Source organism: Photobacterium obscurum, assembly GCF_026191635.1.
In the GTDB taxonomy this organism is placed as follows: domain Bacteria; phylum Pseudomonadota; class Gammaproteobacteria; order Enterobacterales; family Vibrionaceae; genus Photobacterium; species Photobacterium obscurum.
Genome location: NZ_JAKRRW010000007.1, coordinates 77,162 through 99,018, shown reverse-complemented (window position 1 = coordinate 99,018; position 21,857 = coordinate 77,162). Strand labels below are relative to the sequence as shown.

18 protein-coding genes are annotated in these 21,857 nt (G+C 44.7%); 7 read left to right on the top strand and 11 right to left on the bottom strand.

Annotated elements, in window-relative coordinates; genetic code table 11:
* Window positions 1-46 precede the first annotated feature (46 nt).
* Both MD588_RS11070 and MD588_RS11065 read right to left on the bottom strand, forming a co-directional pair.
* Window positions 47-829: a slipin family protein gene (locus MD588_RS11070; RefSeq protein WP_265697290.1), complete on the bottom strand. Its 783-nt coding sequence runs from the start codon at window positions 827-829 to the stop codon at window positions 47-49.
* Between the two features lie 4 nt (window positions 830-833).
* Complete coding sequence (locus MD588_RS11065) at window positions 834-2,261, bottom strand: NfeD family protein (RefSeq protein ID WP_265697289.1); 1,428 nt, start codon at window positions 2,259-2,261, stop codon at window positions 834-836.
* 199 nt (window positions 2,262-2,460) lie between these two features.
* On the opposite strand from MD588_RS11065, the gene MD588_RS11060 reads away from it, so the two are divergent.
* On the top strand, window positions 2,461-3,570 hold the full coding sequence (locus MD588_RS11060; RefSeq protein WP_407676563.1) for a transporter substrate-binding domain-containing protein: 1,110 nt from the start codon (window positions 2,461-2,463) through the stop codon (window positions 3,568-3,570).
* A 108-nt stretch (window positions 3,571-3,678) separates the two neighbouring features.
* Here MD588_RS11060 and viaA read toward each other — a convergent pair whose 3' ends face one another.
* The 3 genes from viaA to MD588_RS11045 all read right to left on the bottom strand — a co-directional run bounded on the left by viaA (window position 3,679) and on the right by MD588_RS11045 (window position 7,381).
* Entirely contained in the window at window positions 3,679-5,127 is a 1,449-nt protein-coding gene (viaA, locus tag MD588_RS11055; protein ID WP_265697288.1) for an ATPase RavA stimulator ViaA, read from the bottom strand.
* A gap of 14 nt (window positions 5,128-5,141) precedes the next feature.
* On the bottom strand, window positions 5,142-6,797 hold the full coding sequence (locus MD588_RS11050; RefSeq protein WP_265697449.1) for an ATPase RavA domain-containing protein: 1,656 nt from the start codon (window positions 6,795-6,797) through the stop codon (window positions 5,142-5,144).
* Window positions 6,798-7,240: 443 nt separating this feature from the next.
* On the bottom strand, window positions 7,241-7,381 hold the full coding sequence (locus MD588_RS11045) for a hypothetical protein (protein ID WP_265697286.1): 141 nt from the start codon (window positions 7,379-7,381) through the stop codon (window positions 7,241-7,243).
* On the opposite strand from MD588_RS11045, the gene MD588_RS11040 reads away from it, so the two are divergent.
* Both MD588_RS11040 and MD588_RS11035 read left to right on the top strand, forming a co-directional pair.
* Window positions 7,380-8,237 (top strand): GGDEF domain-containing protein, encoded by an 858-nt coding sequence (locus MD588_RS11040; RefSeq protein WP_265697285.1) that lies wholly within the window; start codon window positions 7,380-7,382, stop codon window positions 8,235-8,237. The two genes, MD588_RS11045 and MD588_RS11040, sit on opposite strands and share 2 nt — an antisense overlap.
* A 112-nt stretch (window positions 8,238-8,349) precedes the next feature.
* A complete protein-coding gene (locus MD588_RS11035) occupies window positions 8,350-9,174 on the top strand; it encodes a phosphate ABC transporter substrate-binding protein (RefSeq protein WP_265697284.1) in 825 nt (274 codons plus the stop codon).
* Window positions 9,175-9,246: 72 nt separating this feature from the next.
* Here MD588_RS11035 and MD588_RS11030 read toward each other — a convergent pair whose 3' ends face one another.
* Window positions 9,247-10,098 (bottom strand): sulfurtransferase, encoded by an 852-nt coding sequence (locus tag MD588_RS11030; protein ID WP_265697283.1) that lies wholly within the window; start codon window positions 10,096-10,098, stop codon window positions 9,247-9,249.
* Window positions 10,099-10,338: 240 nt separating this feature from the next.
* Between MD588_RS11030 and MD588_RS11025 the strand changes: the two genes are divergently transcribed.
* A complete protein-coding gene (locus MD588_RS11025; protein WP_265697282.1) occupies window positions 10,339-11,331 on the top strand; it encodes a lipid A deacylase LpxR family protein in 993 nt (330 codons plus the stop codon).
* A gap of 113 nt (window positions 11,332-11,444) precedes the next feature.
* Here the strand turns inward: MD588_RS11025 and MD588_RS11020 are convergent, their stop codons facing one another.
* Complete coding sequence (locus MD588_RS11020) at window positions 11,445-12,005, bottom strand: nucleotidyltransferase family protein (RefSeq protein ID WP_265697281.1); 561 nt, start codon at window positions 12,003-12,005, stop codon at window positions 11,445-11,447.
* A gap of 83 nt (window positions 12,006-12,088) precedes the next feature.
* Window positions 12,089-12,913, bottom strand: coding sequence for a DUF5718 family protein (locus MD588_RS11015; protein WP_265697280.1), 825 nt, complete (start codon window positions 12,911-12,913; stop codon window positions 12,089-12,091).
* Window positions 12,914-13,178: 265 nt separating this feature from the next.
* On the opposite strand from MD588_RS11015, the gene MD588_RS11010 reads away from it, so the two are divergent.
* Entirely contained in the window at window positions 13,179-14,282 is a 1,104-nt protein-coding gene (locus MD588_RS11010) for a S1 family peptidase (protein ID WP_265697278.1), read from the top strand.
* 60 nt (window positions 14,283-14,342) lie between these two features.
* Here the strand turns inward: MD588_RS11010 and MD588_RS11005 are convergent, their stop codons facing one another.
* Together MD588_RS11005 and MD588_RS11000 are read right to left on the bottom strand one after the other, a co-directional pair.
* On the bottom strand, window positions 14,343-17,504 hold the full coding sequence (locus MD588_RS11005) for an efflux RND transporter permease subunit (protein ID WP_265697276.1): 3,162 nt from the start codon (window positions 17,502-17,504) through the stop codon (window positions 14,343-14,345).
* A gap of 9 nt (window positions 17,505-17,513) precedes the next feature.
* Window positions 17,514-18,629, bottom strand: coding sequence for an efflux RND transporter periplasmic adaptor subunit (locus MD588_RS11000; RefSeq protein WP_265697275.1), 1,116 nt, complete (start codon window positions 18,627-18,629; stop codon window positions 17,514-17,516).
* Window positions 18,630-18,908: 279 nt separating this feature from the next.
* On the opposite strand from MD588_RS11000, the gene MD588_RS10995 reads away from it, so the two are divergent.
* Window positions 18,909-19,877: an NAD(P)-dependent oxidoreductase gene (locus tag MD588_RS10995; RefSeq protein ID WP_265697274.1), complete on the top strand. Its 969-nt coding sequence runs from the start codon at window positions 18,909-18,911 to the stop codon at window positions 19,875-19,877.
* A 93-nt stretch (window positions 19,878-19,970) separates the two neighbouring features.
* Here the strand turns inward: MD588_RS10995 and MD588_RS10990 are convergent, their stop codons facing one another.
* Window positions 19,971-20,456 (bottom strand): DUF1097 domain-containing protein, encoded by a 486-nt coding sequence (locus MD588_RS10990; RefSeq protein ID WP_265697273.1) that lies wholly within the window; start codon window positions 20,454-20,456, stop codon window positions 19,971-19,973.
* 388 nt (window positions 20,457-20,844) lie between these two features.
* Between MD588_RS10990 and nagZ the strand changes: the two genes are divergently transcribed.
* Window positions 20,845-21,849 carry a beta-N-acetylhexosaminidase gene (gene nagZ / locus MD588_RS10985; RefSeq protein WP_265697272.1) on the top strand — a complete coding sequence of 335 codons (1,005 nt, stop codon included), beginning with the start codon at window positions 20,845-20,847 and terminating at the stop codon, window positions 21,847-21,849.
* Window positions 21,850-21,857: the final 8 nt, after the last annotated feature.

The following is a 21,857-nucleotide window of genomic DNA, read 5'->3' as shown; positions in this document are numbered from 1 at the left end:
GTGACGAGGAGCCAAAATCGGATACTACAAAATGAATTGGCTTTGCTTAGGGATAATCGATCTTTCCTTCAGTCGACGCCCCCTTCATAAGATCCCCCATTTTATCAACCAAATCGATCGGCATAGGGAAAACAATTGTTGTCGTACGGTCATTTGAAATTTCAGTAAGGGTTTGCATATAACGCAATTGAACGGCATTTGGTGCCTCATTCAAGACTTGCGCAGCTTCTTTCAGCTTCTTTGATGCTTCAAGTTCCCCGATAGCGTGAATCACTTTTGCCCGGCGGGAACGTTCGGCTTCGGCTTGCCTTGCCAAGGCCCGAACCATACTCTCGTCAAGATCGACATGCTTGATTTCGACATTCGCAATTTTAATTCCCCAGTTATCTGTATGCTGGTCAAGGATCACTTGCAAATCCTTGTTCAATTCATCGCGGGCAGAAAGAAGTTCATCAAGCTCATGCTGACCTAAGACAGATCTGAGTGTCGTCTGTGATAGTTGGCTAGTGGCTTCAAGGTAGTTTTCCACATTATTAATTGCCATTTTGGGCTCCACAACCCGGAAATAGACAACGGCATTCACTCGGACAGAGACATTATCTCGAGTGATCAAGTCTTGCGTTGGTACATCCAACACAATAGTACGAAGGTCGACCCGTACCATTTGTTGAATAATCGGTACAATAATGATCAGACCAGGCCCCTTGACCTCGTAAAAACGCCCCAATAAGAAAACAACAGCACGTTCATACTCACGTAAAATTTTGAACATGCTGACGATCAATACAACCACCAGCACAATTATCGTAGCAAACGAATAAGTAACCATAAGATTATTCCTTATCAATACCTTCTGAATCACAGAAACTGTCGTCAACATCAAGACATAAGCCCGCCACTCTCCTCACTGTAACGCTCTGCCCCTTGGCCAACGGCCTATCACACCTAGCCTGCCAAATTTCACCATCTACTAAGACACGGCCATTGCCTGGAAAACCGCTTACTACCGTTGCACTCTGCCCTAGCAGCACTTCTACCCCTGTCGTCACAGGTTTACGCCGTGTTTTTAGTAACAATGCGAGAATCACAAAAGTAAATAATGCGGAGACGACAGTAAGGCCAATGATCAAAGGAATGGCAATCTGATATCCGGGAGTTTCCGTATCCATGAGCATAATGGAACCCAAAGCAAACGACACAATACCGCCGAGCCCGAGTATGCCGAAGCTAGGACTGAATGCCTCTGCAATCATCAGCGCAATACCAAGCAATAGCAGCCCGAGACCAGCATAGCTAACGGGTAACATTTGCAACGAGTACATCGCCAGCAATAGGCAAATCCCGCCAAGCACACCAGGCAAGCCCACACCGGGATTGTAGAACTCAAGAAGCAACCCATAGATACCAATGAGCATTAATATGTAGGCAACATTAGGGTTGGTAATAACCGATAAAATTTGGAACCGCCAATCTTGCTCGCGCTCAACATAGGCAACCTCAGAAAGCTCGATAGTCGTTTCGACGCCATTAATACTTGTTTTTCGCCCATTCGACTGAGCAATGAGGCTATCTAAATCCGCAGCTATAAAATCAATGACATTCTCTTTCAGAGCGCTCTCTGCATCTAAACTTGCCGCTTCTGTCACCGCCTTAGCTGCCCACTCAGCATTTCTCCCATGGAGCTTTGCCAATCCTTGGATATACGCGGTCGCATCGTTGATAACTTTCTTCTGCATGGCGGTTTTAGCTTTTACTCGTTCATCTTCTGGCTCTGCATTTTCTTTTTTGTCATCAGCTTCTGCTTGGTCCTTCTCTTTTTTCTCCTGTTTAGGGGCAAAAGGATTGCTGGTCTCATCAGGCTCATCCCCCCCCTGGCCTCCTCCTAATGACACTGGCGTTGCTGCTCCCAAATTTGTCGCGGGAGCCATAGAGGCAACATGACTCGCTAGCAAAATATAGGTCCCAGCACTCGCGGCTCTTGCTCCTGAAGGGCCAACCCATGTAGCCACTGGGATGGATGACGTGGTTACTGCGCGGATTATGTCCCGCATTGATGTATCTAACCCTCCTGGGGTATCCATTTTAAGTACGATAAATGACGCCTGGTCCACTCGTGCCTGGTCAATTTCACGTGCAACGTAGTCACTAGTAGCAGGCCCTATTCCACCTTTAATTTCTATCACCCACACATCGTCCGCATAGGCTGTAACAGCTGTCAGTAGCAAAGCTAATATCAGCGCACAATAAGAGAAAAGCTTCATCTAACTTCCTCCGTTCGGGAAAGTCGCGTCTTATATTAAAAGTCAGCTACTTGTCCCGACTTGTCTTCAACTGATATAAGCATAGCCCACCATAAAAATCATACAATTACTGTAGCTTACAACAGTCAAAAATAAGACAGCGCCGCCATATCAAAATGCCGCTTATACTTATCTCATCTCAACAGCAAAGATCACAACGATGTCAGATGCCCCCACAGCCCGGTCTAAACTCTCTCTTTTGTTAATTGTTTTTCCCATGTTGTTACTAGGCCAATGTGCTCTTGCGGCGACACCGGTGAAACCTGTTATCCAGGTTGGGAGCTACCATTGTCCACCGTTCGTCATTAAGCATGATGACGATACTTATTCAGGGCTAAGCATCTTGTTATGGGAACGCATCTCAGAAAACCTTGGGCTGCAGTACCAAATCACTGACTATAGCCTCAAAGATCTATTGGAGGCCGTGGCAAATAAAAAGCTAGCCGTCGGGATATCCTGTATCTCTATCACCCCTGAAAGAGAGCTAATTCTCGATTTCTCCCATTCATTCTATGAGACACACCTCGCCATTGCGGTAAAAAAACAAGGGCACTTAACAACAATAAAAAATATTATTACAAATAAAAACTTACTGATCGTTCTCGGTATATTCTTTGCTGCTGCCGCAACCGTTGGTGGTATCTACTACCTACTAGAGCACCGGGTAAACGAGAAGCTGTATTCAATGCCCTCCCGCAAAGCTCAACTGATAGAGGGATTTATTCTCGGTTTACTGTTTATCACCAAAGGACCTTTCAATTATTTTGAGTTTAAAACCCTGCCCGGTCGGGTGCTGACAGTCTTTCTGGCAATTTTTACTACCATTTTCATTGCAAGTATTACCGCTATACTCGCGAGCACATTTACTTTAGGTCTGTTAAGTTCAGATATTAGAGGGCCTGGGGATTTAGCCAACATTCCGGTAGGGGCAAAATTAGCCTCTACATCATCTGAATACCTGACGTCTCAAAGTATTGTTCACCGCACCTACATAGACACGGATCAGATGCTAGCTGCCTTAGAAAACAACGAAGTGGATGCCATTGTTGCTGATGCTGCAGTATTGAAATACCTGCTCAAGAAGTCAAAAGAAAAGGGAGAATATCAAAATTTAATGGTTTTACCTTATCAGTTTGAAAAACAAAACTATGGCTTTGTTATCGAAGATAAAAGCGAATATATCGAGCAATTAAACCGGGCCCTGCTCAAAGTTCGCCGAAGCCCTGAGTGGCGTCAAGCATTACACGAATATTTTGCCGAAAGACACTGAAGAGCACCAAACTATTAAGATTATTCTCTCCGGTGCCAGCCAATAACACACCGAAAAAAGGCGACCTTAAAGGTCGCCAAAGCCAAGACAACTAATCTGTTCTCTACATTATTTCCACTTAAATAAACGCCCAAGCTTGGAAGGGTGATATGACCAGCAATGGTCAAAAATGGTCATCAGCTCAGGGTTTCCGTACTTCGACAAATTGACTGCGTGGAAACGGTTTTTGTGTTCTTTAAGTTTGTTAATTCGCTTAATCATCGCATCAGGCTGCGACGGGGCAATAAAGTCAGACAACACAACTAAGTCGGCATTTTTGTACTTTTCACCGCTCATTAAATCAATGGACTGATCAAGCACCGGCCCTAAATCCGTCCCACCATGGAAAGAATAGGAAAGGAAATTCAGTACTTCGCTTAAACCGTCCTGTTTAGTCAGTTCATAAGTGATTTGTTGCGTCGAAAACATTATCACATAACAATCACGATCTTCAGCCAACGCAATTTGCATCAAACCATATGCAAGCGCCTTGGCGCACTGCTCCGGAAAACCATTCATCGAACCCGAAGCATCAATACAAACAATAAATGGCCCTTTGTCCTGCTCAACCTGTTTTGTCTGGCGCTTGTACGCTTTTACCTTACGAAGTTTACGCTGCGCTCCCTGGACTCGGTAATTCATCAACCGCTTGTCTACGAGGTGCTTATAGAAAATGACTTCAAGCTCAGGATAAGCCAGGAACATTGCCTCATTCGGCAATAGTTTCGATAGATCATCGCTTTCATGGACGCCGACAATATCATCAGTGACACTGTCACTGCGCTCCTCAACCATCTTGAGATCTTCAGATCGCACTCGCTCCTTGTTCGGGTCATCGACTTCATTAGCCATACGGCCAAGTTTTTCGGCAATCTCTTGCAATCCGCTATTTTTTTTGAGGAAGCTAGCGATTGATTTCAAACTATCAACATCAGTACGAGTAAGCTTTGCCTTCGCCATGTCCCACAAACGGCCAGCCTTCCTCTCATCCCCCGCCTCAGTCACTTCTTCCATCTGCTGCATCGTTTCGATGCGCTGGTATAAATCCGCCAGCAGCTTTTCCTTATGCTGTTCCAGCTCGGCTTGCTGCGCTTCAGTCAATGCTTTCGCAAGAGCTTGATACCACTGGTTACAAAAATAACTTTGGAACATCGGGTTATGCTTCTGGTGCTCCCTATCAACTAAGCTCTTCGCCTTAAAGTAAAATGAGGAGTGACCTTCAAGTTTCTTAACTATGTTATCAACATGCTCAGAGAAGTACTCCTGCTCCCAAGAGCAGGCATCTTGATAAAGAGCAATCTCTTGATGATACCGTTCTTCGAGACTGACGTTGGTAATACGCTGTTGTACCTGCCCCCGCCACTTAATGATCTGATTTTTCATCGCCGACTTTATGCCAGGATTAGATTCAGCAGCCATCAGCAACTGCGGCCGCATCATTAACTCATGTACAGCATTATCAACAATGCCAGATTCAGCGAGCATCAATGCTAAATTTACACCTTCAGTAACTGGCATAGAGGATCTCCGGTTTAAACAAAGTATTCTGATAGATGAGAAATACGGAACACGCTTTTATCTATCACCAGCTTCAATTCGTGAACCGAATCTGAAGCTGTAGAGATACTCTGTTCAATCAAGACAGGTAACTCGGCATTAATAAAGTTATGTGGAAACGCACCATGGAAGCTACTACGAGAAATTTTCAAATTGTGTTCAGCATCAACAATCTTGTTAGACGCTTTCTCTGCCTCTAACTGCCATAGCTGCTGCTGGGCATCTGACACTCCATTCCCACCAGCAATGCCAACCAATACTGAACGGTTGGCAATGTCTTTGATCACTAAACGGTTCTGCGCATCAACTTCAAACTGTAAGCGGCATAGGTGAGTATTCTTATTTACAAACCCATAGATATCACACTGGCCGGTTTTAATTTTCTTTTCAAACTCATCACCATCCACGTATACCCAGCGGCTATCCCCACTTTCCTGTTCGGAGACAGATGGATTATGCTGCAGCATAACCAATTTGATCATGCGCGGGTTATGATTCACGTTATAGCGTCTAGCCGTACTGAAATCAGACTTGAACCACTCTTTACGCATCATGGTTTCACGAGTAAAAGTTACACACAGCTCAGAGCATATTTCATCATGAACATCATCAATGATCCTCTGTGCTTCATTTGCACTCTCTTGGGCAACCTCTTGGTTGAATGCCTTTTGGACTGCGAATTCATTAATAATGCTGCTTACTACATGTCGTGATTCCGGACTGTGCCACAAGCAATCCTGTAGCAGTAAGATATCAAGTGGGTTGATCGCATCACGACCGTTATAAAAGGCACTGGCTTTCAGGAGCCGAACGGATTTCTTCCAGCGACGATCCGAGATATACAACTCACTATCTTCGGAAGCGAAATCCTCGCCAGCCTCCGCACGCTGCTCAATCATCGACTTAAGCTGGTAGATCTTCTCGAAGATGTCCTCACCCAGTCTTACATCATCGATATGCGCCTGCCAGGTTTCGTATTCTTCATCGGTAATTGCAAGGCCAGGCTCTATTTCTTGAATAGTAGGGCCTTCTCCCATCAGCATCGCTTTGAAGTTTTGCTTTTCCTGAATTCGATTCACAAACACACGAACTAGCATCCGGTCGAACAGCGCTTCTAGCCCACTGTCTTCTTCTGGTAGTTCGTTCGATGCCGTGATTAAAAGGCGCATCGGTACCGGAAGTACATCCTGGCCGTTCTTAAAAGTACGTTCGTTAACAACAGTTAGCAACGTGTTCAATATTGCAGGACCAGCCTTCCAGATCTCATCAAGAAACACCACTTGAGCTGTTGGCAAATAGCCCTCTGTCAGGCGGACATATTTTCCGTTGTCTTTTAACTCTTGAATTGAAAGCGGGCCAAACACCTCTTCCGGTGTTGAAAAGCGGGTCATCAGATAGTCAAAAAACTTGCTGTTATCAAAGGCTTGGATCAGGCGTTTAGCAATTAAGCTTTTTGCAATTCCCGGGGGACCTAACAAAAAAACACTCTCACCAGATAACGCGGCAAGCAAGCACAACTTTATCGTTTCTTCTCGTTCATAAACGCCATTCGACAAAACCTTGATAAGTTTCTGTATCCTCTCAGACACCAAGGCTTTATTAGGTTGCGCACTTCTTGCCATTGTCAGCATAATTCCGACCTCTCTGAGTGCTATGTCCATGTGTTGTAGCACAACAATTCCCAGTCTTATTTAGGATAGACATAAAACACATAATGTTACAATATTGTTAACTGAAATAATTTGTTACATTCCTTGTATATCAAAGAGTTCGCGTTACAACTATAAGTGAAACTATGATTGCATAAATGGCACCTTGCCAGCATTTGCCACTTGATGGACAAGCAAAACGAAAAAAGTTATTACCATCTTAAATTCATGTACTTAAAGAGATAAAAATTGATGATAATTTTGCATCCCCCTAAAAAAGCAAAATGATATAGTTAGCTGTTTTTAAGCCTGCAAAAATCAAACTGATTAATTACTACCCAGCCAGCGACATACTTTCTGAACCAATGTAAAAAATAATCTCAAATCAACACGGCGCTATGTATCAAAAGGCACTCAAAAAAACATCAATATTTCGCATCAAAAAAGATCGAGCCACTATTTCCGGCATTCATACCGTAATCGACTTGTTCCGTTTCATTGTCTTTGAGATTATGAGTACGAATGTAGGTATAAATATCTTTCCCTTCCGTTTTAAGTGATGCCATGAACAACATATCTCAGCTACCAATCCGTCTCACTATCGTAGTTTGCGTTGGCATATTGCTCTCAGCATTATTGCCTTCGAGTGGCAGTCTTGAGGTTATCGTCTCTATATTGACTCTTGTGCTTATTATCCTGTTGCTTCGCGAAGATTTTGGTACAGAAATGCGACAGTGGTTAATGCTGGCACTTGGTACATATGGAATAGGAGTGATAGTAGACTTACTTGATGAAATTCCAGAATTGGATGATCACTGGCTCATAGACAGTACCGATGACATTTTTATGCATATTGGTGTGTTCCTGATGTGCTTTTGCTTTATCAAAATGCTACATCAGCGCCGGAGTTTTATCGAAACACTTAACCTCCAAATTACTAAATCTCGTGCACTTGAAAGAAAGTTAAGCCGACTAGCTCTCCAAGATGAGCTAACGGGTGTTCAAAATCGTAGAGCGCTTTTCCGGCGCTTCGACAAGATGGCCATTAATCTACAGAAAGGGATTCTTGCATATATTGACTTAGATAACTTCAAACAGGTTAATGATAAATGGAGCCATCAAGATGGTGATGAGATTTTAATTGATATGGCGACCACACTGGTTAAAACAGCGCCAATAGGCAGTCATGTGTTTCGTATTGGTGGGGACGAGTTTGTCGTATTACTGCCGAGTGAAGACCCTATTGCGAGCCAGCAATGGATTGATACTCTCTACGAGGTAACAAAGAACACAAGAGATAAATTTAATATCGGTATCAGTATTGGCCTAGCCCCTTACTATCCTGGTAATTTAAGTGAGCCGGACTCCATTCTAGCGAAAGCAGATAAGGCTATGTATAAAGAAAAGCGGATAAAGAATTAAATTAGCGCTCTCCTCCACACTCAGAAGAACTAAGTCACAATTAGCTTCACAATATTGTCATATCTCCATAATAGGATAGCTGCGATATTCATCTAGTCTTTGGAGAAAAATAATGTTGAACAGGGCTTCTACCCTTTATGTGCTTTTCGCCAGCCTTGCATTCAGTGTACAAGCAAAAGAAACGGTAACAGTGACTGGTTCCACATCTGTCAGCCATGTCGTTGAAGTACTTGCAGAAACCTATTCAAGTACAAATAAAGACACCTTCATTGCAGTTCAGGGGGTGGGCTCTTCGGCGGGAATTACTGCAGTAAAACAAGAAGCGGCAGATATCGGAATGAGCTCTCGCTACCTAAAGGCGGCTGAGATCAACCCTGATGTTCAAACTGTAACAATTGCTCACGACGGTATTGCTCTCGTTGTTAACAAAAATAACCCTGTTTCCAACCTAACCAAAGAACAAGTTTCTAAAATATATCATGGTGATATTACTAACTGGAAAGCGGTTGGTGGACCTGATTTAAAGATTGCAGTAGTTAGCCGAGAAAATGCATCCGGTTCACGCTTTTCGTTTGAAGACTTCATGGACCTAACACAACAAGTGGCTGGCCAAACGGTGTCAGACATCAATCCACAGGTATTGGTAGTTAATACCAACGGAACAGTGAAAAGCCTTGTTTCTCGTAATGCCCATGCGATTGGCTACCTTTCATTGGGATCTGTTGATGACTCTGTCAAGGCTCTGTCTTTTGACGGCGTTCAGCCAACATTGGCAAACCTTGAATCCGGAGAATACAAAATTTCACGTCCATTTTTGATGCTGTTCAAAGAGAAGAAAATCACTGACAACGCCAAAGATTTTCTTAACTTTGTTATATCAGAAGGTGGCCAGAACATAATTGATCAACGCGGTTATATCGCAGTCCACCAGAAGTAAAAATGACAAAAGGCCAGCAATGCTGGCCTTCTCGTTGTTATACCAATCTGAAAAAGTAAGTGCTGATTGGTATTACTGCACGACCGGATACTTTAGTGTCCTGCCCCACTCTGACCATGAGCCATCATACACTGTCAATTTCCTTCTGCCGGCCAATTCTGCAGCAAGGGCAAGCGTACATGCCGTCACCCCCGAGCCACAGCTAAAGATCAGTGACTGTTCAGAATCACTCAATGCGTCAAAGCGCTGAATTAAATGCTCAACATCGACAAAATGCCCGTCTTTAATTAACTGACTATAAGGTAAGCTTTTGGCATTTGGCATGTGTCCACTGCGAACGCCTTGGCGAGGTTCCGGGGCTGTACCGTAAAAACGAGCGGCAGGACGAGCATCCAGAATGACAGTATCCGGAGCATCCAATCGCTGATTTAACGTCTCAGCGTCTATCACCCACTCAGGTTGGTACACGGCATGGTAGTTTGTCTCGGTCGGTAGCTTAGGTGATGAGCTTTCTAACAATAACCCCGCTTCCTCCCAGGCAGGCAAGCCACCATCAAGCACGGCTACGGATTCATGCCCCATGGCTCTAAACATCCACCACACTCTGGGCGATGAAAATAGCCCTTGGCTATCATAGATCACAACACTACTACGCTGTTCAATGCCTAGTTTCGAAACTTCCATCGAAAACAAATCAGCCGGAGGCAGCATATGAGGCAACTCAGTGTCCGGTGCAGTGATTTTATTGTCAAAATCAAAAAAGCGTGCTCCAGGAATACGCTTTTCACGCCATTCCTGAACTGGATCTCGCTCATTGCCAGGCAAGAACCAGCTGGCATCGAGCACCACGACATCCGGGTTTTCGATATGTTCAGCCAGCCATTCGACCGTGACTAATGAAGAAGGTAATAACTTTCCCGACATAATGCATTCCTTTTGCGGCTTCAACCTGACTTATATTGCTTTAACGTAGAGCGACTATGTCCTCAAATCAGCGCCTAGTCTACTAACCTAGTCACTCTCGCTAAAACGAACATCTTGAAGTAGTTTGGGTTTCAACACAGATATTTACGTTTAGAACAATAATATATCTGGCGATATCTCATTGGTATTAGGTATTATTATTCAAAATTTTATCCTGTATGTTGTATCAAAGGATTGTCAATGAAACAAATTTCCACAGGCCTCATTGCCCTGTCTGCTTTTTTATCACCTGTTGCACAGGCATACAACGCAGGGAGTATTTCTTTTAGCATTGATAATGATGGTATTGTGGGTACCGACCAGAACTATACCAATGGTGTATTTTTAGAATTTAATTCGGCTTCGACCCCGATGCTAGACGTCATTGCCCCCACACCTATCCGCCAAGTTGCAATGCTGCTCCCACTCGATGCAAGTACAGCTAAAGGCTGGAACTTTAGGCTTGGTCAACAGATGTGGACCCCAGAAGATATCGAGAGTCCAATTCCCGTGGAAGGCGAACGACCTTATGCCGGTTTGTTATTCTTCGAAACGGGTATCTACCAATACTCGCCAGCCCAAGTTGATAAGTATAGCGCGATGATTGGCACCGTTGGTCCCAATTCTTTTGCAGAACAGGGGCAACAATTTATTCATGAAATTATCGGCTCTGATGATCCTATGGGCTGGGACTATCAAATCGAAAATCAAGTAGTGTTTAACTTAGGCTACCAAGGTCACCGCTTAATAAACAGAAGCAATGCAATTGGTTTTGACCAATATGACCTCAGTAGTGTTGGCCGCATCAATGTCGGTAACTATCAGAGTGAACTAGCTTTAGGCTCTGTTGTACGCTGGGGTAACAACCTAGAAAGCAACTTTGGTACGACAGGATTTACGCCAGGAAAGTATGTTGACATTAGCGTACTGTCTTCTAGCCCAACCGGATATTACTTGTTTGCCGGTATCGAAGGACGTTATCGCTTTAATGATATTACGATTGATGGCGACCGACCTGATGAAGTACCAGACACCAATGTACGTAACTTGCAGGCAACAATCGTAGTCGGCGGTGTTTACTATCAGCCTAAATGGGGCGTTAGTTTAAGTTTTGCCAGCAATACCCGTGAATTCGAAGTAGACATTCACACCTATAGCACCCTTGGCTCTCTTGAGCTCTTCTGGCGTATATAGCGCCTAATCAAACCAATTCAGACAAGGCGGCCTTATGCCGCCTAAGCCGTGTCCCGTAATCATTAGCACCATCGATATTGGCCCCAATAATTAAGGCGTACACTCTGATGGCCTTATACCGAGTTGCCTTTGTCAAACACCAAATTAGGCCAAATCTGACGCCATTTTTTAGCCTCGATACGTTGCTTAAATATCTCGGGTCTCGAATTTATAGGGTTTACCTGAACGCTTAACGACCAGTTTTCCTCAAGGCCAAATGGTGCTGTAAACGTCAGCTCGTCATTAGCTTCTAGCCGAACTCCAACACATGTCGGTACTTCAACCCACTGTGCAATGCCTTCAGCCGTACTTGCATAAGGTTGGTGGCCATGGCGAACATGCATCCTCGCTTGATTACGTACTTCCCACACCACAGCTGGATATAACTGCGTCAACTGAGCTTCTATCTGACGTTCAGTTTGAGAGGAAAGATCATCAGGATCGTAGTACACCAAATCAAGATCATTAAGAGGCGTCATCTGCATTTTATTATGCAGGTGATCCCAAATTGCATTTCTCAGAAACCCCGCCCCTAAATACCAATCAGGCAGGTTAACCGTTCTGGCTATTCGCAGACATTCCATTCTAAATGCATCTGCTTGCAATAGCTCTGCCGTCTTATATTGATAATTCATGGATTAGCTAACTAAATACAAACTCCCCTGCTCTCGATAATCACAAAACTTACCGATCACAAGGGAGATAATAAAACTGAAGATTATGCAACTTGCTGGATCAGGGCCGAAATCCCGTCTTGGGAAAACTCACCCTTCTCAGCCATAACGAGAATGTCCTGCGGGGTATACTTCTCGCCATCATAGACCACGACCATACTGGTATCGCCAGATTGTAAGAACGTCGTCTCGCCATATTCGGTATAGCGCGTCGCGCCGATACTGATCAACGCCTGCTGCGGGTAACTCGCATTTGCCAAGTGTTCTGCAATATTTTCAGTCGGCCCGACATCTTGCTGGTTATTCATACGTTCCACGATCCAGTTCAGCAGTTTCTCATGAAAGTAGCTGTAACCAACAACCGGGCTATCCTCACCATAGCGCTCAACTTTGTTCTCACGCTGATGAAAACTGGCGATGCGGTAACGATCCAGCTCTCCGCCCTGTGAAAGACCAGCGAGATCGAACATCTGGCTCGATACGCCCTTAGTCTTCTCTCCCCAGTTTTTTTTCTCACTGATTTTATTCGCATTCGGTTTACGAATAGAGCAATCGTTATAAGCAGCAAACTTTAACGGCTTAAGCGAGACAACCTTGTTATCGTGATATTCAACATCACACAGCAAAGCAACTTCAGGCTCTATCTGTAAGTTGTCAGCATCATTAGGCGGGATAATAGCGTCAGTCGACAACGGATAAATCGACAAAAAGCCAGCTTTTTCAGAAGGTACATAGAAAGGGAAAATAGCCTTTGGCTGTACGGCTTCTTTCACTTCTACAGCAAGGAAATCATTAGCTTCACCCGCTTGCTCAAGGTGTCCTGCAAAATTTCCGGCCACACCAAAGCCTATTACTTGTTTAAATGTCATATCTGCCTTCTACTAAAATGGGGTAAAATCCCATCACGAACATTGTCTAACATTTTAACTGCGCAAGATTATAGGTTCGAGCGACAATGAGCATATATTTGTGCCAGCTCAACACAATAGCTTGCATTAGCCGTATGAGTTCACAATTCATACACAATAAAATGCACACGCATTCATAAGGACAATAATAAACATGGAACCGATTAAGCTTTCGATATATAGTTAGCGGTGAATTAAAAACAACGTACAATTTAAGAGTTTAGTCATGGAAAACAATAAACTAATCCTAAGTACATTATTTCTTTCTTTAAGCCTATCCCATAGCGCTATTGCTGACGAAGTATCCGAATCCGTTCAAAGCAAAGTCCTCAATGGTGAAAGTGCAGCATCACTTGCCAATAACCTTCTGCCCTGGCAGGCGGCAATGCTGAGTGAGCCGAATATTTTTGGCCAGGTAATCTCCGGATGTGGTGCTGTTGTTATCGCTGACCACTGGGCAGTAACTGCAGCGCACTGTGTCGATGCTGATATGTTGGGTGACACCCTCGTAGCCGGTACCACCTACATTCCGCAAGGGCAAGCAAATACTGTTGATGCTAAATACCAATTTAAAATCATCAATAAAATAAAGCACGAGAACTATAATCCGGGCCTTTCTCAAAACCTGACAGCTGGTGATGCTGACCACGATATTGCGCTTCTGGAAATTGAAGGCTCACTGACAAGTGTTGCCAAGCCGATAAAGGTCGCGACACCCGCAGAACAAGCAAAAGCTGATCTTGAGTTTGCTAACACTTGGAGTGCGACTGCCTATTCTGCCGGTAACCTAATCGGTTCGGGCTGGGGTAACTCAACGCCAGATTACGAGCAACCAAACGAATTGCAAGTAGTCAAGCTTGGCGGTATTCCAATATCTTCGTGTAACTCCACAGATATAATGACCGTCGATTCTAATTTCATCTGTGCAGATTCCAACAACCCGGATATCAAGAAAGACGTCTGTGCTGGTGATTCCGGCGGTCCGCTGATCTGGCAAAACCCAGAAATGGTGAATGAAGATGACTTTGGCCTTCGCGTAGTCGGCGTAACCAGCAATGGTCCTTCGTGCGAATATAAAGACAAGGGATACGAAGCGGCACAGTATAATGGCCTATATACTGAATTAGCGGCTTACTACGACTGGATTGAGGACAAAACTGGCCTTGATTTAGATGCGTCACCAACATCAAAATTTGACAGTGACCCGTTTAAGCTGGCCAAAGAAGACAAGACAGTTAAAAAGAGTAGCGGCTCGAGCGGTGGTGGTTCAGTACCTCTAGGTGCTATCGCGTTAATGTCACTAGCCGCTTTTATTCGCCGAAAAAAGTAATGTAATTTAACTCCTTGATAAAAAAGGGCTCCCTAGGAGCCCTTTTTATTTTATAGTTTATTATACTGATGATTCATCATGAAGCGGCACAAGTTTGGTTGACCCCCCATGAAACTTCTCCCGACGACGCTGAACCAAGGCAAAGAAGCCAGGGATCAGGAAGGTACCGGCTAACAACACACATAGCAGACCACCCGTCAAAGAGATACCCAAGGAATTCTGGCTAATGTGCCCGGCTCCCGAGGCAAAAATCAACGGCATAATACCGAGGATAAATGACCACGAGGTCATATTAACCGCACGGAAACGTAGCTTACCGCCTCGTACAGAAGCCTGTTCGATATCCAGCTCTTTCTCTTCTCGCTCAATCTTGGCAAATTCAACAATCAAAATTGCATTCTTCGCTGCCAACGCTATCAAGAGCACCAAGCCAATCTGCGCATACAGGTTAAGCGGCGTGCCGGTAGCAGCCAAGGCAAGAAAAGAACCCAGTGTCGCAACCGGAACCACCAGAATGATTGCCAGCGGAATACTCCAGCTTTCGTACTGAGCTACCATGAACAAGTAAATGAATATCAATGCCAGTGCAAAAGCATAAATCGCCTGATTGCCCGCTTTTACCTCTTGGTAAGCCATCCCTGTCCATTCATACTGATATCCCTGAGGCAGTACTTCAGCAGCCACTCTTTCCATAGCTGCAATCGCATCACCACTTGAGTAACCCGCTGCTGGATTGCCCTGAATAACGGCCGAACGGTACATATTGTATCGCCAGGCAACATCCGGCTCGAAGACCTGCTCAATAGTCGCCAGGGTGCTCAACGGGATCATTTCGCCACTCGCTGAGCGAACGTGGAAACGCTCCAGAGAATCAAGATCGCTACGGTATTCGCTATCAGCCTGAACGGTTACGCGGAAGTTCTTGCCGTACAATGTGAAATCATTGATGTACATTGAACCTAGGTTACCCTGCAAGGTCTGGAAAACTTCCGTCAGCGGAATACCTAGTTGCTTCGCCTTAACACGGTCAACATCAACATAAAAATGCGGTACGTTGGCACGGAATGTACTGAAGGTAAATTGGATCTCAGGCTGCGCATTGGCTTTCTGGATCAACTCGCCCATAACATTGGCCAGATCTGTACGGCTTCGCCCTAATGTATCCTCTAGAACAAACTCAAATCCAGATGCAGACCCCATTCCCGGTACAGCTGGTGGCCCCATAGCAAACACAATAGCTTCAGGTAGCTCCATGGCTGCACGTGCATTAATCCGGTTAGTGATCGCGAAAGAAGAATGATCACCTTCCATAGCATTACGCTCGTCCCACTCCTTTAGCTTGATAAACAGCGATGCCCCGTTTGAAGCGGCAGCTCCGGTTAAGAATGCATAGCCATTCGCTACGGTAACACCTTCAATGCCAGGCTCCTGTTCCACGATCTCCTGAAGCTTAATGGTTGTCTCTTCGGTACGGGATAAAGACGCGGCATCAGGCAATTGGACGTTAACCAGCAAAATACCTTTATCTTCCTGAGGGACAAACGCTGTCGATGTCGTTTTTGATAGGAACGATACGGCTATCACTGCGATAACAAAGAAGCTTACCAATAAACCTACTTTGCGCACTAAGAAGCCCGCAATTGCACCGTATTTCAAGGTAACGTTATCCAAGCCTTTATTAAAGGTCTGGAACCAGCGCGAAGTATTATCACCGCCCTGCTTAAGCACCAATGAACACAGTGCTGGTGACAGGGTCAGAGCGTTAATTGACGAGATAACAACCGAAATACAAATTGTCAGTGCGAACTGGCGGTACATGATACCGGTAATACCCGGCAACATTGCCACAGGCAGGAATACCGCCAGCAGTACCATTGTCGATGTGATGATCGGGCCCGTTACCTCTTTCATTGCAATCAACGTTGCTTGACGAGGTGTCAGACTTGGATCCCGCTTCATGTTGGTATCGACATTCTCGATAACCAGTATGGCATCATCGACCACAATACCAATCGCCAAGATCAGACCGAACAAGGTGACCGTATTAATGGTAAACCCTGCCGTTAGCATGATGGCAAACGTACCGATCAGCGAAACCGGGATCGCGACAACAGGGATCAACGTCGAACGCATGCTTCCCAAGAACATATAGGTAACCGCGATAACCAGTATTATGGCTTCAATCAGGGTTTTAACCACACCTTTGATAGACTCGGCAACAAACAAGGTCGTGTCATAACTGGTCTCATATTCCATGCTCTCTGGCATGTTAACTTTGAGCTTTTCAAGCAGCTCCATTACCGCCTTGCCACTCTCCAGCGCATTCGCATCGGACTGCAGTGACAACGTCACAATGGAGGCGGGCTGACCACGGAACATGCCGTTGCCGTCATAGAACTTCTTACCCAGCTCAACACGCGCAATGTCCTTTAGATAAACCACTGAACCATCTGGATTTGCACGTAACACAACATTCTCAAACTCGCTCACCGATTCCAGTCGCCCCTTGGTAACAAGGTTAAACTGTACTTCCTGCACGTTATTGAATGGCGGTGCCCCGACTTTACCAGCCGCAACCTGAACATTTTGCTCTGCCAATGCAGTGTTTACGTCAGACGTTGTCAAGCCAAGGTTGGCCATCTTCTCCGGGTTGAGCCAAACACGCATTGCGTATTCACCACCACCAATAACGTTTACCTCACTGATACCCTGCACACGTGCAAGCTGATCTTTAACGTTAAGGTTAATGTAGTTAATCAGGAATTGATCATCATACTTACCATCAGGAGAGTAAAAGTTCAGTACCATCAACAGGTCTGGCGAACGTTTTTTTACCGTTACGCCAACCATCCTCACTTCAGCAGGTAGCTTAGATTCAACCTGAGAAACACGGTTCTGAACGTTGACCTGCGCCATATCAGGATCGGTGCCGACATCAAACGTCACATTTAGGTTATAGGAACCGTCGTTGGCACTCTTAGAGGACATGTAAATCATGTCCTCAACACCATTCACCGACGCCTCTATAGGATCAGCAATAGCTTCTTCGACCACTTCCGCACTTGCACCAGAATAATAAGCGGTGACACTAACAGAAGGCGGACTGATTTTCGGATATTCAGCCACTGGCAAGTTCATGAGTGCAATCGCACCTGCCAAGGTCAAGATAATTGAAATCACCAGCGCAAACTTAGGACGCTGGATAAAAAAGCGACTTAGCATTTTTGTTCCTTAAGCATCTGTTTGTTCAAGACGCACGGCCATACCATTACGTACGCGCTGCAAGCCTTTTGTTAACACAACATCGCTAGCATCGAGGCCTTCACGAATAATCACGCCCAGCTCCGTTTGCGTACCTAATTTGACATTGCGACGCTCAGCCACATTGCCATCTTTAAGTACCATGACGAAATCGCCCTCAAGATCACTTTGTACGGCTCTGCGAGGGATCACCGTCATCTTCACTGGGGTCTTTTCTCTTAAGAACACTTGAACATGCTGACCTGGCAATAATTGTTGCTCTGGGTTGTCAAACTTTGCGCGCAATGCAATTGTGCCCGTATTCAGATCAATACGGTTTCCAATAAAATCAACCTGCCCGAGGTGCGGAAATTCCTTGCCGTTATTTAATGTCAGCAGCACTTCAACGTCACCTCTTCCTTCACCACTACCATCAAGGCTATCGATACCAAGATTTAGGCGTTCGCGCTCACTGATATTAAATGATGTATGCATAGGATCGAGGCTGACCAAGGTAGTGAGTACACCAGAGCTTGGCGAGACAAGATCACCTATACTGGCTTTGCTGTCACTGATCCGCCCGGAAAACGGCGCAGCAATGCGGGTAAATGACAAGTCAATTTCGGCAGAATTGAGTTGGGCTTTGGCTGCCTTCAGCTGCGCTTCGCCATTCAGCTTGTCTGCCGTCAGTCTGTCAAACTCTGATTGGCTGATACTGCCTTTTGGCAATAGGCTCTTACCCCGCTCCCAATCCAAATTAGCGCGTTTTAAGTTCGCATCAGCCTGGGAAATAGATGCTTGAGCACTGGCAACTTTAGCCTCGTAGGCCGCAGGTTCAATTTGATACAGTAACTGGCCCTTTTCGACCATCTCGCCTTCTTTAAAGAAACGCTCTTTCAGATAGCCGGAGACCTGCGCTGTGATCGCCACATCTTCTATTGCCTCAGTACGACCAACAAACTGCTTACCTTGCTGATAATCAATGACAGTAACAGGTTGGGCTGCAACCAATGGGCTAACAGGCGCAGATTTTCCGGATAACTTATCGCCACATCCAACAAGCAAACTGCTGCTTATCAGTGTTGCAATCATAAGTTTTTTATTCATTTTGCCGACCATATGTAATATGTATATATAACAGTAAATTGCTGACGCAATAACCAAAAAATGTGGTAAATAATTCAGATATGTTTGTAGTCTGATAAACTTAGCATTATGCCTTTAATGAAAGCTGAACAATCAAGAGTAGTAGCATGTTTTTACTAATTAAATGTTTCAAAATATTTCAAGCCTAAATTTGTTAATATTATCAATAAAAGCAAAAGCATTTAGCTTTCAAATACATGACCTTATAAAGAATTAATAATTCCAAGGAAGTATAAAATAATGGACTTTTTCCCTGTATTTTTAAGACTTGAGAATAAGAAAATCCTAGTTGTCGGAGGTGGTGAGGTTGCATCCCGAAAAGTCGATCTCTTACTGCGAGCAGGGGCAGATATCACGCTTATATCTCCCCAGTTACATCAATACCTTGCCTCTCTTGTCGACAAAGATCAGTTAACCTGGGTAAAAAAAGACTATCAATCTGATGATGTTCACGGCTACCACCAAGTTTGGGCGACCACGGATAACCGAACACTGAACCATCAAATTTTTTGTGATGCAGACGCAAAAGGGATCTGGACCAATGTTGTGGATGATCCGCAGCATTGTCATTTCATTACACCATCAATGATTGATCGCAACCCCATTCAAGTTGCTATTTCGAGTGGCGGAGCATCCCCTGTTTTGGTTCGTTATATTCGGGAAAAGCTTGAAACCCAATTACCCCAAAACCTAAATTTACTTGCCGCCTTTTCCGGCCTACAACGGCCTCGAATCAAGCAATATTTCAGTACCGTGGACGAACGAAGGAAGTTCTGGGAACGTTTTTTTCGGCTCCCGGAAGTTGAGAATGCCACCTCTGAAGAACAACTCGAACATGCTTTCAATGCATTATTACAGCAACCGGATAAAACAACGGGTAGTTTATATGTGATTGAAACAGGCTCGGATCCCGAGCTGCTTAGCTTGAAGGCATTGCGCCTGATGCAGCAAGCCGAATATGTACTTTATCCAAAGGGGCGTAACGATATTTTCGTTGATCTCTGTCGTCGAGATGCCGAACGTGATGAGTATATCGATTCTGATATCAAGTCGAAGGCTTTAACATTGCTAGCCCAGGAAATGAGAGTCTGTATTCTGCTCCCCAAAGAAGCTCCAACAGACCTGTCGACACTATATGCAGAACTAAATAATGAACAAGATAATGACCAGGGTTACGAGCAAGACGTCTTCATTCCGTGTGTTGGCTAGCAACTCAATGATTTGCAGAAACCTTAAGAGCTATTAATTAAAAAAAAGCCGCACATCAATATGTGCGGCTTTTCTATAAAACCTAGTCAGTCATTAATCAAGTTCTGCGGCCGCATAATCGCCCTTTGGCTGATTAAGCTTTTGCTGCAACCACAGTCCCGATGCTTTCATCGTGTAACCGAATATTGCACCAAGAATCAGAGAGGGAACTACCAGCTGCCAGTCACCATTGGCTGCGAACGTTGCACATGAACCAATAAATGTTCCCGGAATAAAATTCAGCCAGGACTTCTTTGCCTGAACACACATCAAAAACGCCACGACTGCCGTCACGACATAGCCAATGATCTCAATCCCGATCACCGTTGACAAATGAATAATGACTAATGCCCAAAACACACCACTTAGGTTAGTCACTATACTCAAACCAAGACCTTTTACTCCATCTTTAGGTGAGGCAAAGTAGGTAGTACAACCAAGAAACCCAGCCCAACTAAGTAAGCCCAAAGAAACGGCTACCCACCCCCAAATACCGGAAAGAATACCTGTTGTAATAGCAATAGCGACCAAGACTGACATGTGAAGTTCTCGTTTAAGCATCAATTCAGAAACAGTTTAATTGACAACGCCCAAACTTCGCGTGACAAAGATCACACAATCAATGTAATGCGATATGACCAAACTTCAAAAACCAGATCTAAGTCACTTTGAAAACGATTTTATCAACAAGATGGTTACTTAATATGTACTTGTTAACATTGAAAGAAAACACACAAATAAACTCAGCGTTTACTGTGATAAACAATTAGTAAGGACGTAAGTAACTTGTTATCCAAACAACCAATTCACGCTATTATCAATTTCTGTCTTTAATCGACTGTGTTAACGTTATATACCCAAATTACCCTGAACAGTTTCATCATTGCTCCTTGCTTTCAGACTGTTCAAACTTTACTTCGGAGTTTTCATGGGACCTTTAATGCTTGATGTGTCTGGCTATGAGTTAGATGCCGAAGAGCGAGAAATCATCCAACATCCAACCGTTGGCGGGATTATTTTTTTCGCCCGCAACTACCACGACCGCGCTCAGCTAAGGGCACTGACCAAAGATATTCGCGAAACAGCAAACCGCCCTCTTCTGATCGCTGTTGATCAAGAAGGTGGCCGAGTACAACGTTTCCGCGATGGCTTTACTCTGTTACCACCAGCAAAAGCGTTTGCCAGCCAAAAAAATGGGCTTGAATTAGCCAAGCAAGGTGGTTGGTTAATGGCTGCTGAACTTTTAGCAATGGACATAGACTTGAGCTTGGCTCCGGTTCTTGACTTGGGCTTTGACTGCAAGGCTATCGGTGATCGCGCTTTCTCTGACGATCCTCAGCAAGTCATCAAATATGCGAGCCAATTCATCGAGGGGATGAAGCAGGCTGGTATGGCATCAACAGGTAAACATTTCCCTGGGCATGGCGGCGTTATTGCTGACTCCCACCTTGAAACCCCTGTCGACTCTCGAGACACCGTCATACAGCATGATATGACGGTGTTTAAACATCTAATTGAGCATCATTTGCTTGATGCTATGATGCCAGCCCATGTGGTATTTGACAGCTACGACAGCCAGCCAGCAAGCGGTTCTGAGTATTGGCTGAAAAAAGTCCTGCGCCAGGATCTCAATTTCAAAGGTGTTGTATTCTCCGACGATTTGAATATGAAAGGTGCTGACATACTCGGCAGTTATAGCGAACGAGCAATCGCAGCCCAGCAAGCCGGTTGCGACATGGTTATGTTATGCAACAACCGTGAAGGTGCTATTCAGGCTCTCGACGGCTTACCACAAACACAAGTTCCGAGTCTAAACACACTCATCAAAAAACCAAATGGCGAATATCGAGATTTAGTGAAAACGAGAATGTGGCAGGATAACGAGAAAACGATCAGCCGTCTCACGCAGTCTTGGCAAGAGCAACATTCTTAAAATAAAGG

What these genes read in the sequence shown, in the direction of transcription:
- MD588_RS11070 (WP_265697290.1), bottom strand. Translation starts at nt 829, where the DNA reads ATGGTTACTTATTCGTTTGCTACGATAATTGTGCTGGTGGTTGTATTG.
- MD588_RS11065 (WP_265697289.1), bottom strand. Translation starts at nt 2,261, where the DNA reads ATGAAGCTTTTCTCTTATTGTGCGCTGATATTAGCTTTGCTACTGACA.
- MD588_RS11060 (WP_407676563.1), top strand. Translation starts at nt 2,461, where the DNA reads ATGTCAGATGCCCCCACAGCCCGGTCTAAACTCTCTCTTTTGTTAATT.
- viaA (WP_265697288.1), bottom strand. Translation starts at nt 5,127, where the DNA reads ATGCCAGTTACTGAAGGTGTAAATTTAGCATTGATGCTCGCTGAATCT.
- MD588_RS11050 (WP_265697449.1), bottom strand. Translation starts at nt 6,797, where the DNA reads ATGCTGACAATGGCAAGAAGTGCGCAACCTAATAAAGCCTTGGTGTCT.
- MD588_RS11040 (WP_265697285.1), top strand. Translation starts at nt 7,380, where the DNA reads ATGAACAACATATCTCAGCTACCAATCCGTCTCACTATCGTAGTTTGC.
- MD588_RS11045 (WP_265697286.1), bottom strand. Translation starts at nt 7,381, where the DNA reads ATGGCATCACTTAAAACGGAAGGGAAAGATATTTATACCTACATTCGT.
- MD588_RS11035 (WP_265697284.1), top strand. Translation starts at nt 8,350, where the DNA reads ATGTTGAACAGGGCTTCTACCCTTTATGTGCTTTTCGCCAGCCTTGCA.
- MD588_RS11030 (WP_265697283.1), bottom strand. Translation starts at nt 10,098, where the DNA reads ATGTCGGGAAAGTTATTACCTTCTTCATTAGTCACGGTCGAATGGCTG.
- MD588_RS11025 (WP_265697282.1), top strand. Translation starts at nt 10,339, where the DNA reads ATGAAACAAATTTCCACAGGCCTCATTGCCCTGTCTGCTTTTTTATCA.
- MD588_RS11020 (WP_265697281.1), bottom strand. Translation starts at nt 12,005, where the DNA reads ATGAATTATCAATATAAGACGGCAGAGCTATTGCAAGCAGATGCATTT.
- MD588_RS11015 (WP_265697280.1), bottom strand. Translation starts at nt 12,913, where the DNA reads ATGACATTTAAACAAGTAATAGGCTTTGGTGTGGCCGGAAATTTTGCA.
- MD588_RS11010 (WP_265697278.1), top strand. Translation starts at nt 13,179, where the DNA reads ATGGAAAACAATAAACTAATCCTAAGTACATTATTTCTTTCTTTAAGC.
- MD588_RS11005 (WP_265697276.1), bottom strand. Translation starts at nt 17,504, where the DNA reads ATGCTAAGTCGCTTTTTTATCCAGCGTCCTAAGTTTGCGCTGGTGATT.
- MD588_RS11000 (WP_265697275.1), bottom strand. Translation starts at nt 18,629, where the DNA reads ATGAATAAAAAACTTATGATTGCAACACTGATAAGCAGCAGTTTGCTT.
- MD588_RS10995 (WP_265697274.1), top strand. Translation starts at nt 18,909, where the DNA reads ATGGACTTTTTCCCTGTATTTTTAAGACTTGAGAATAAGAAAATCCTA.
- MD588_RS10990 (WP_265697273.1), bottom strand. Translation starts at nt 20,456, where the DNA reads ATGTCAGTCTTGGTCGCTATTGCTATTACAACAGGTATTCTTTCCGGT.
- nagZ (WP_265697272.1), top strand. Translation starts at nt 20,845, where the DNA reads ATGGGACCTTTAATGCTTGATGTGTCTGGCTATGAGTTAGATGCCGAA.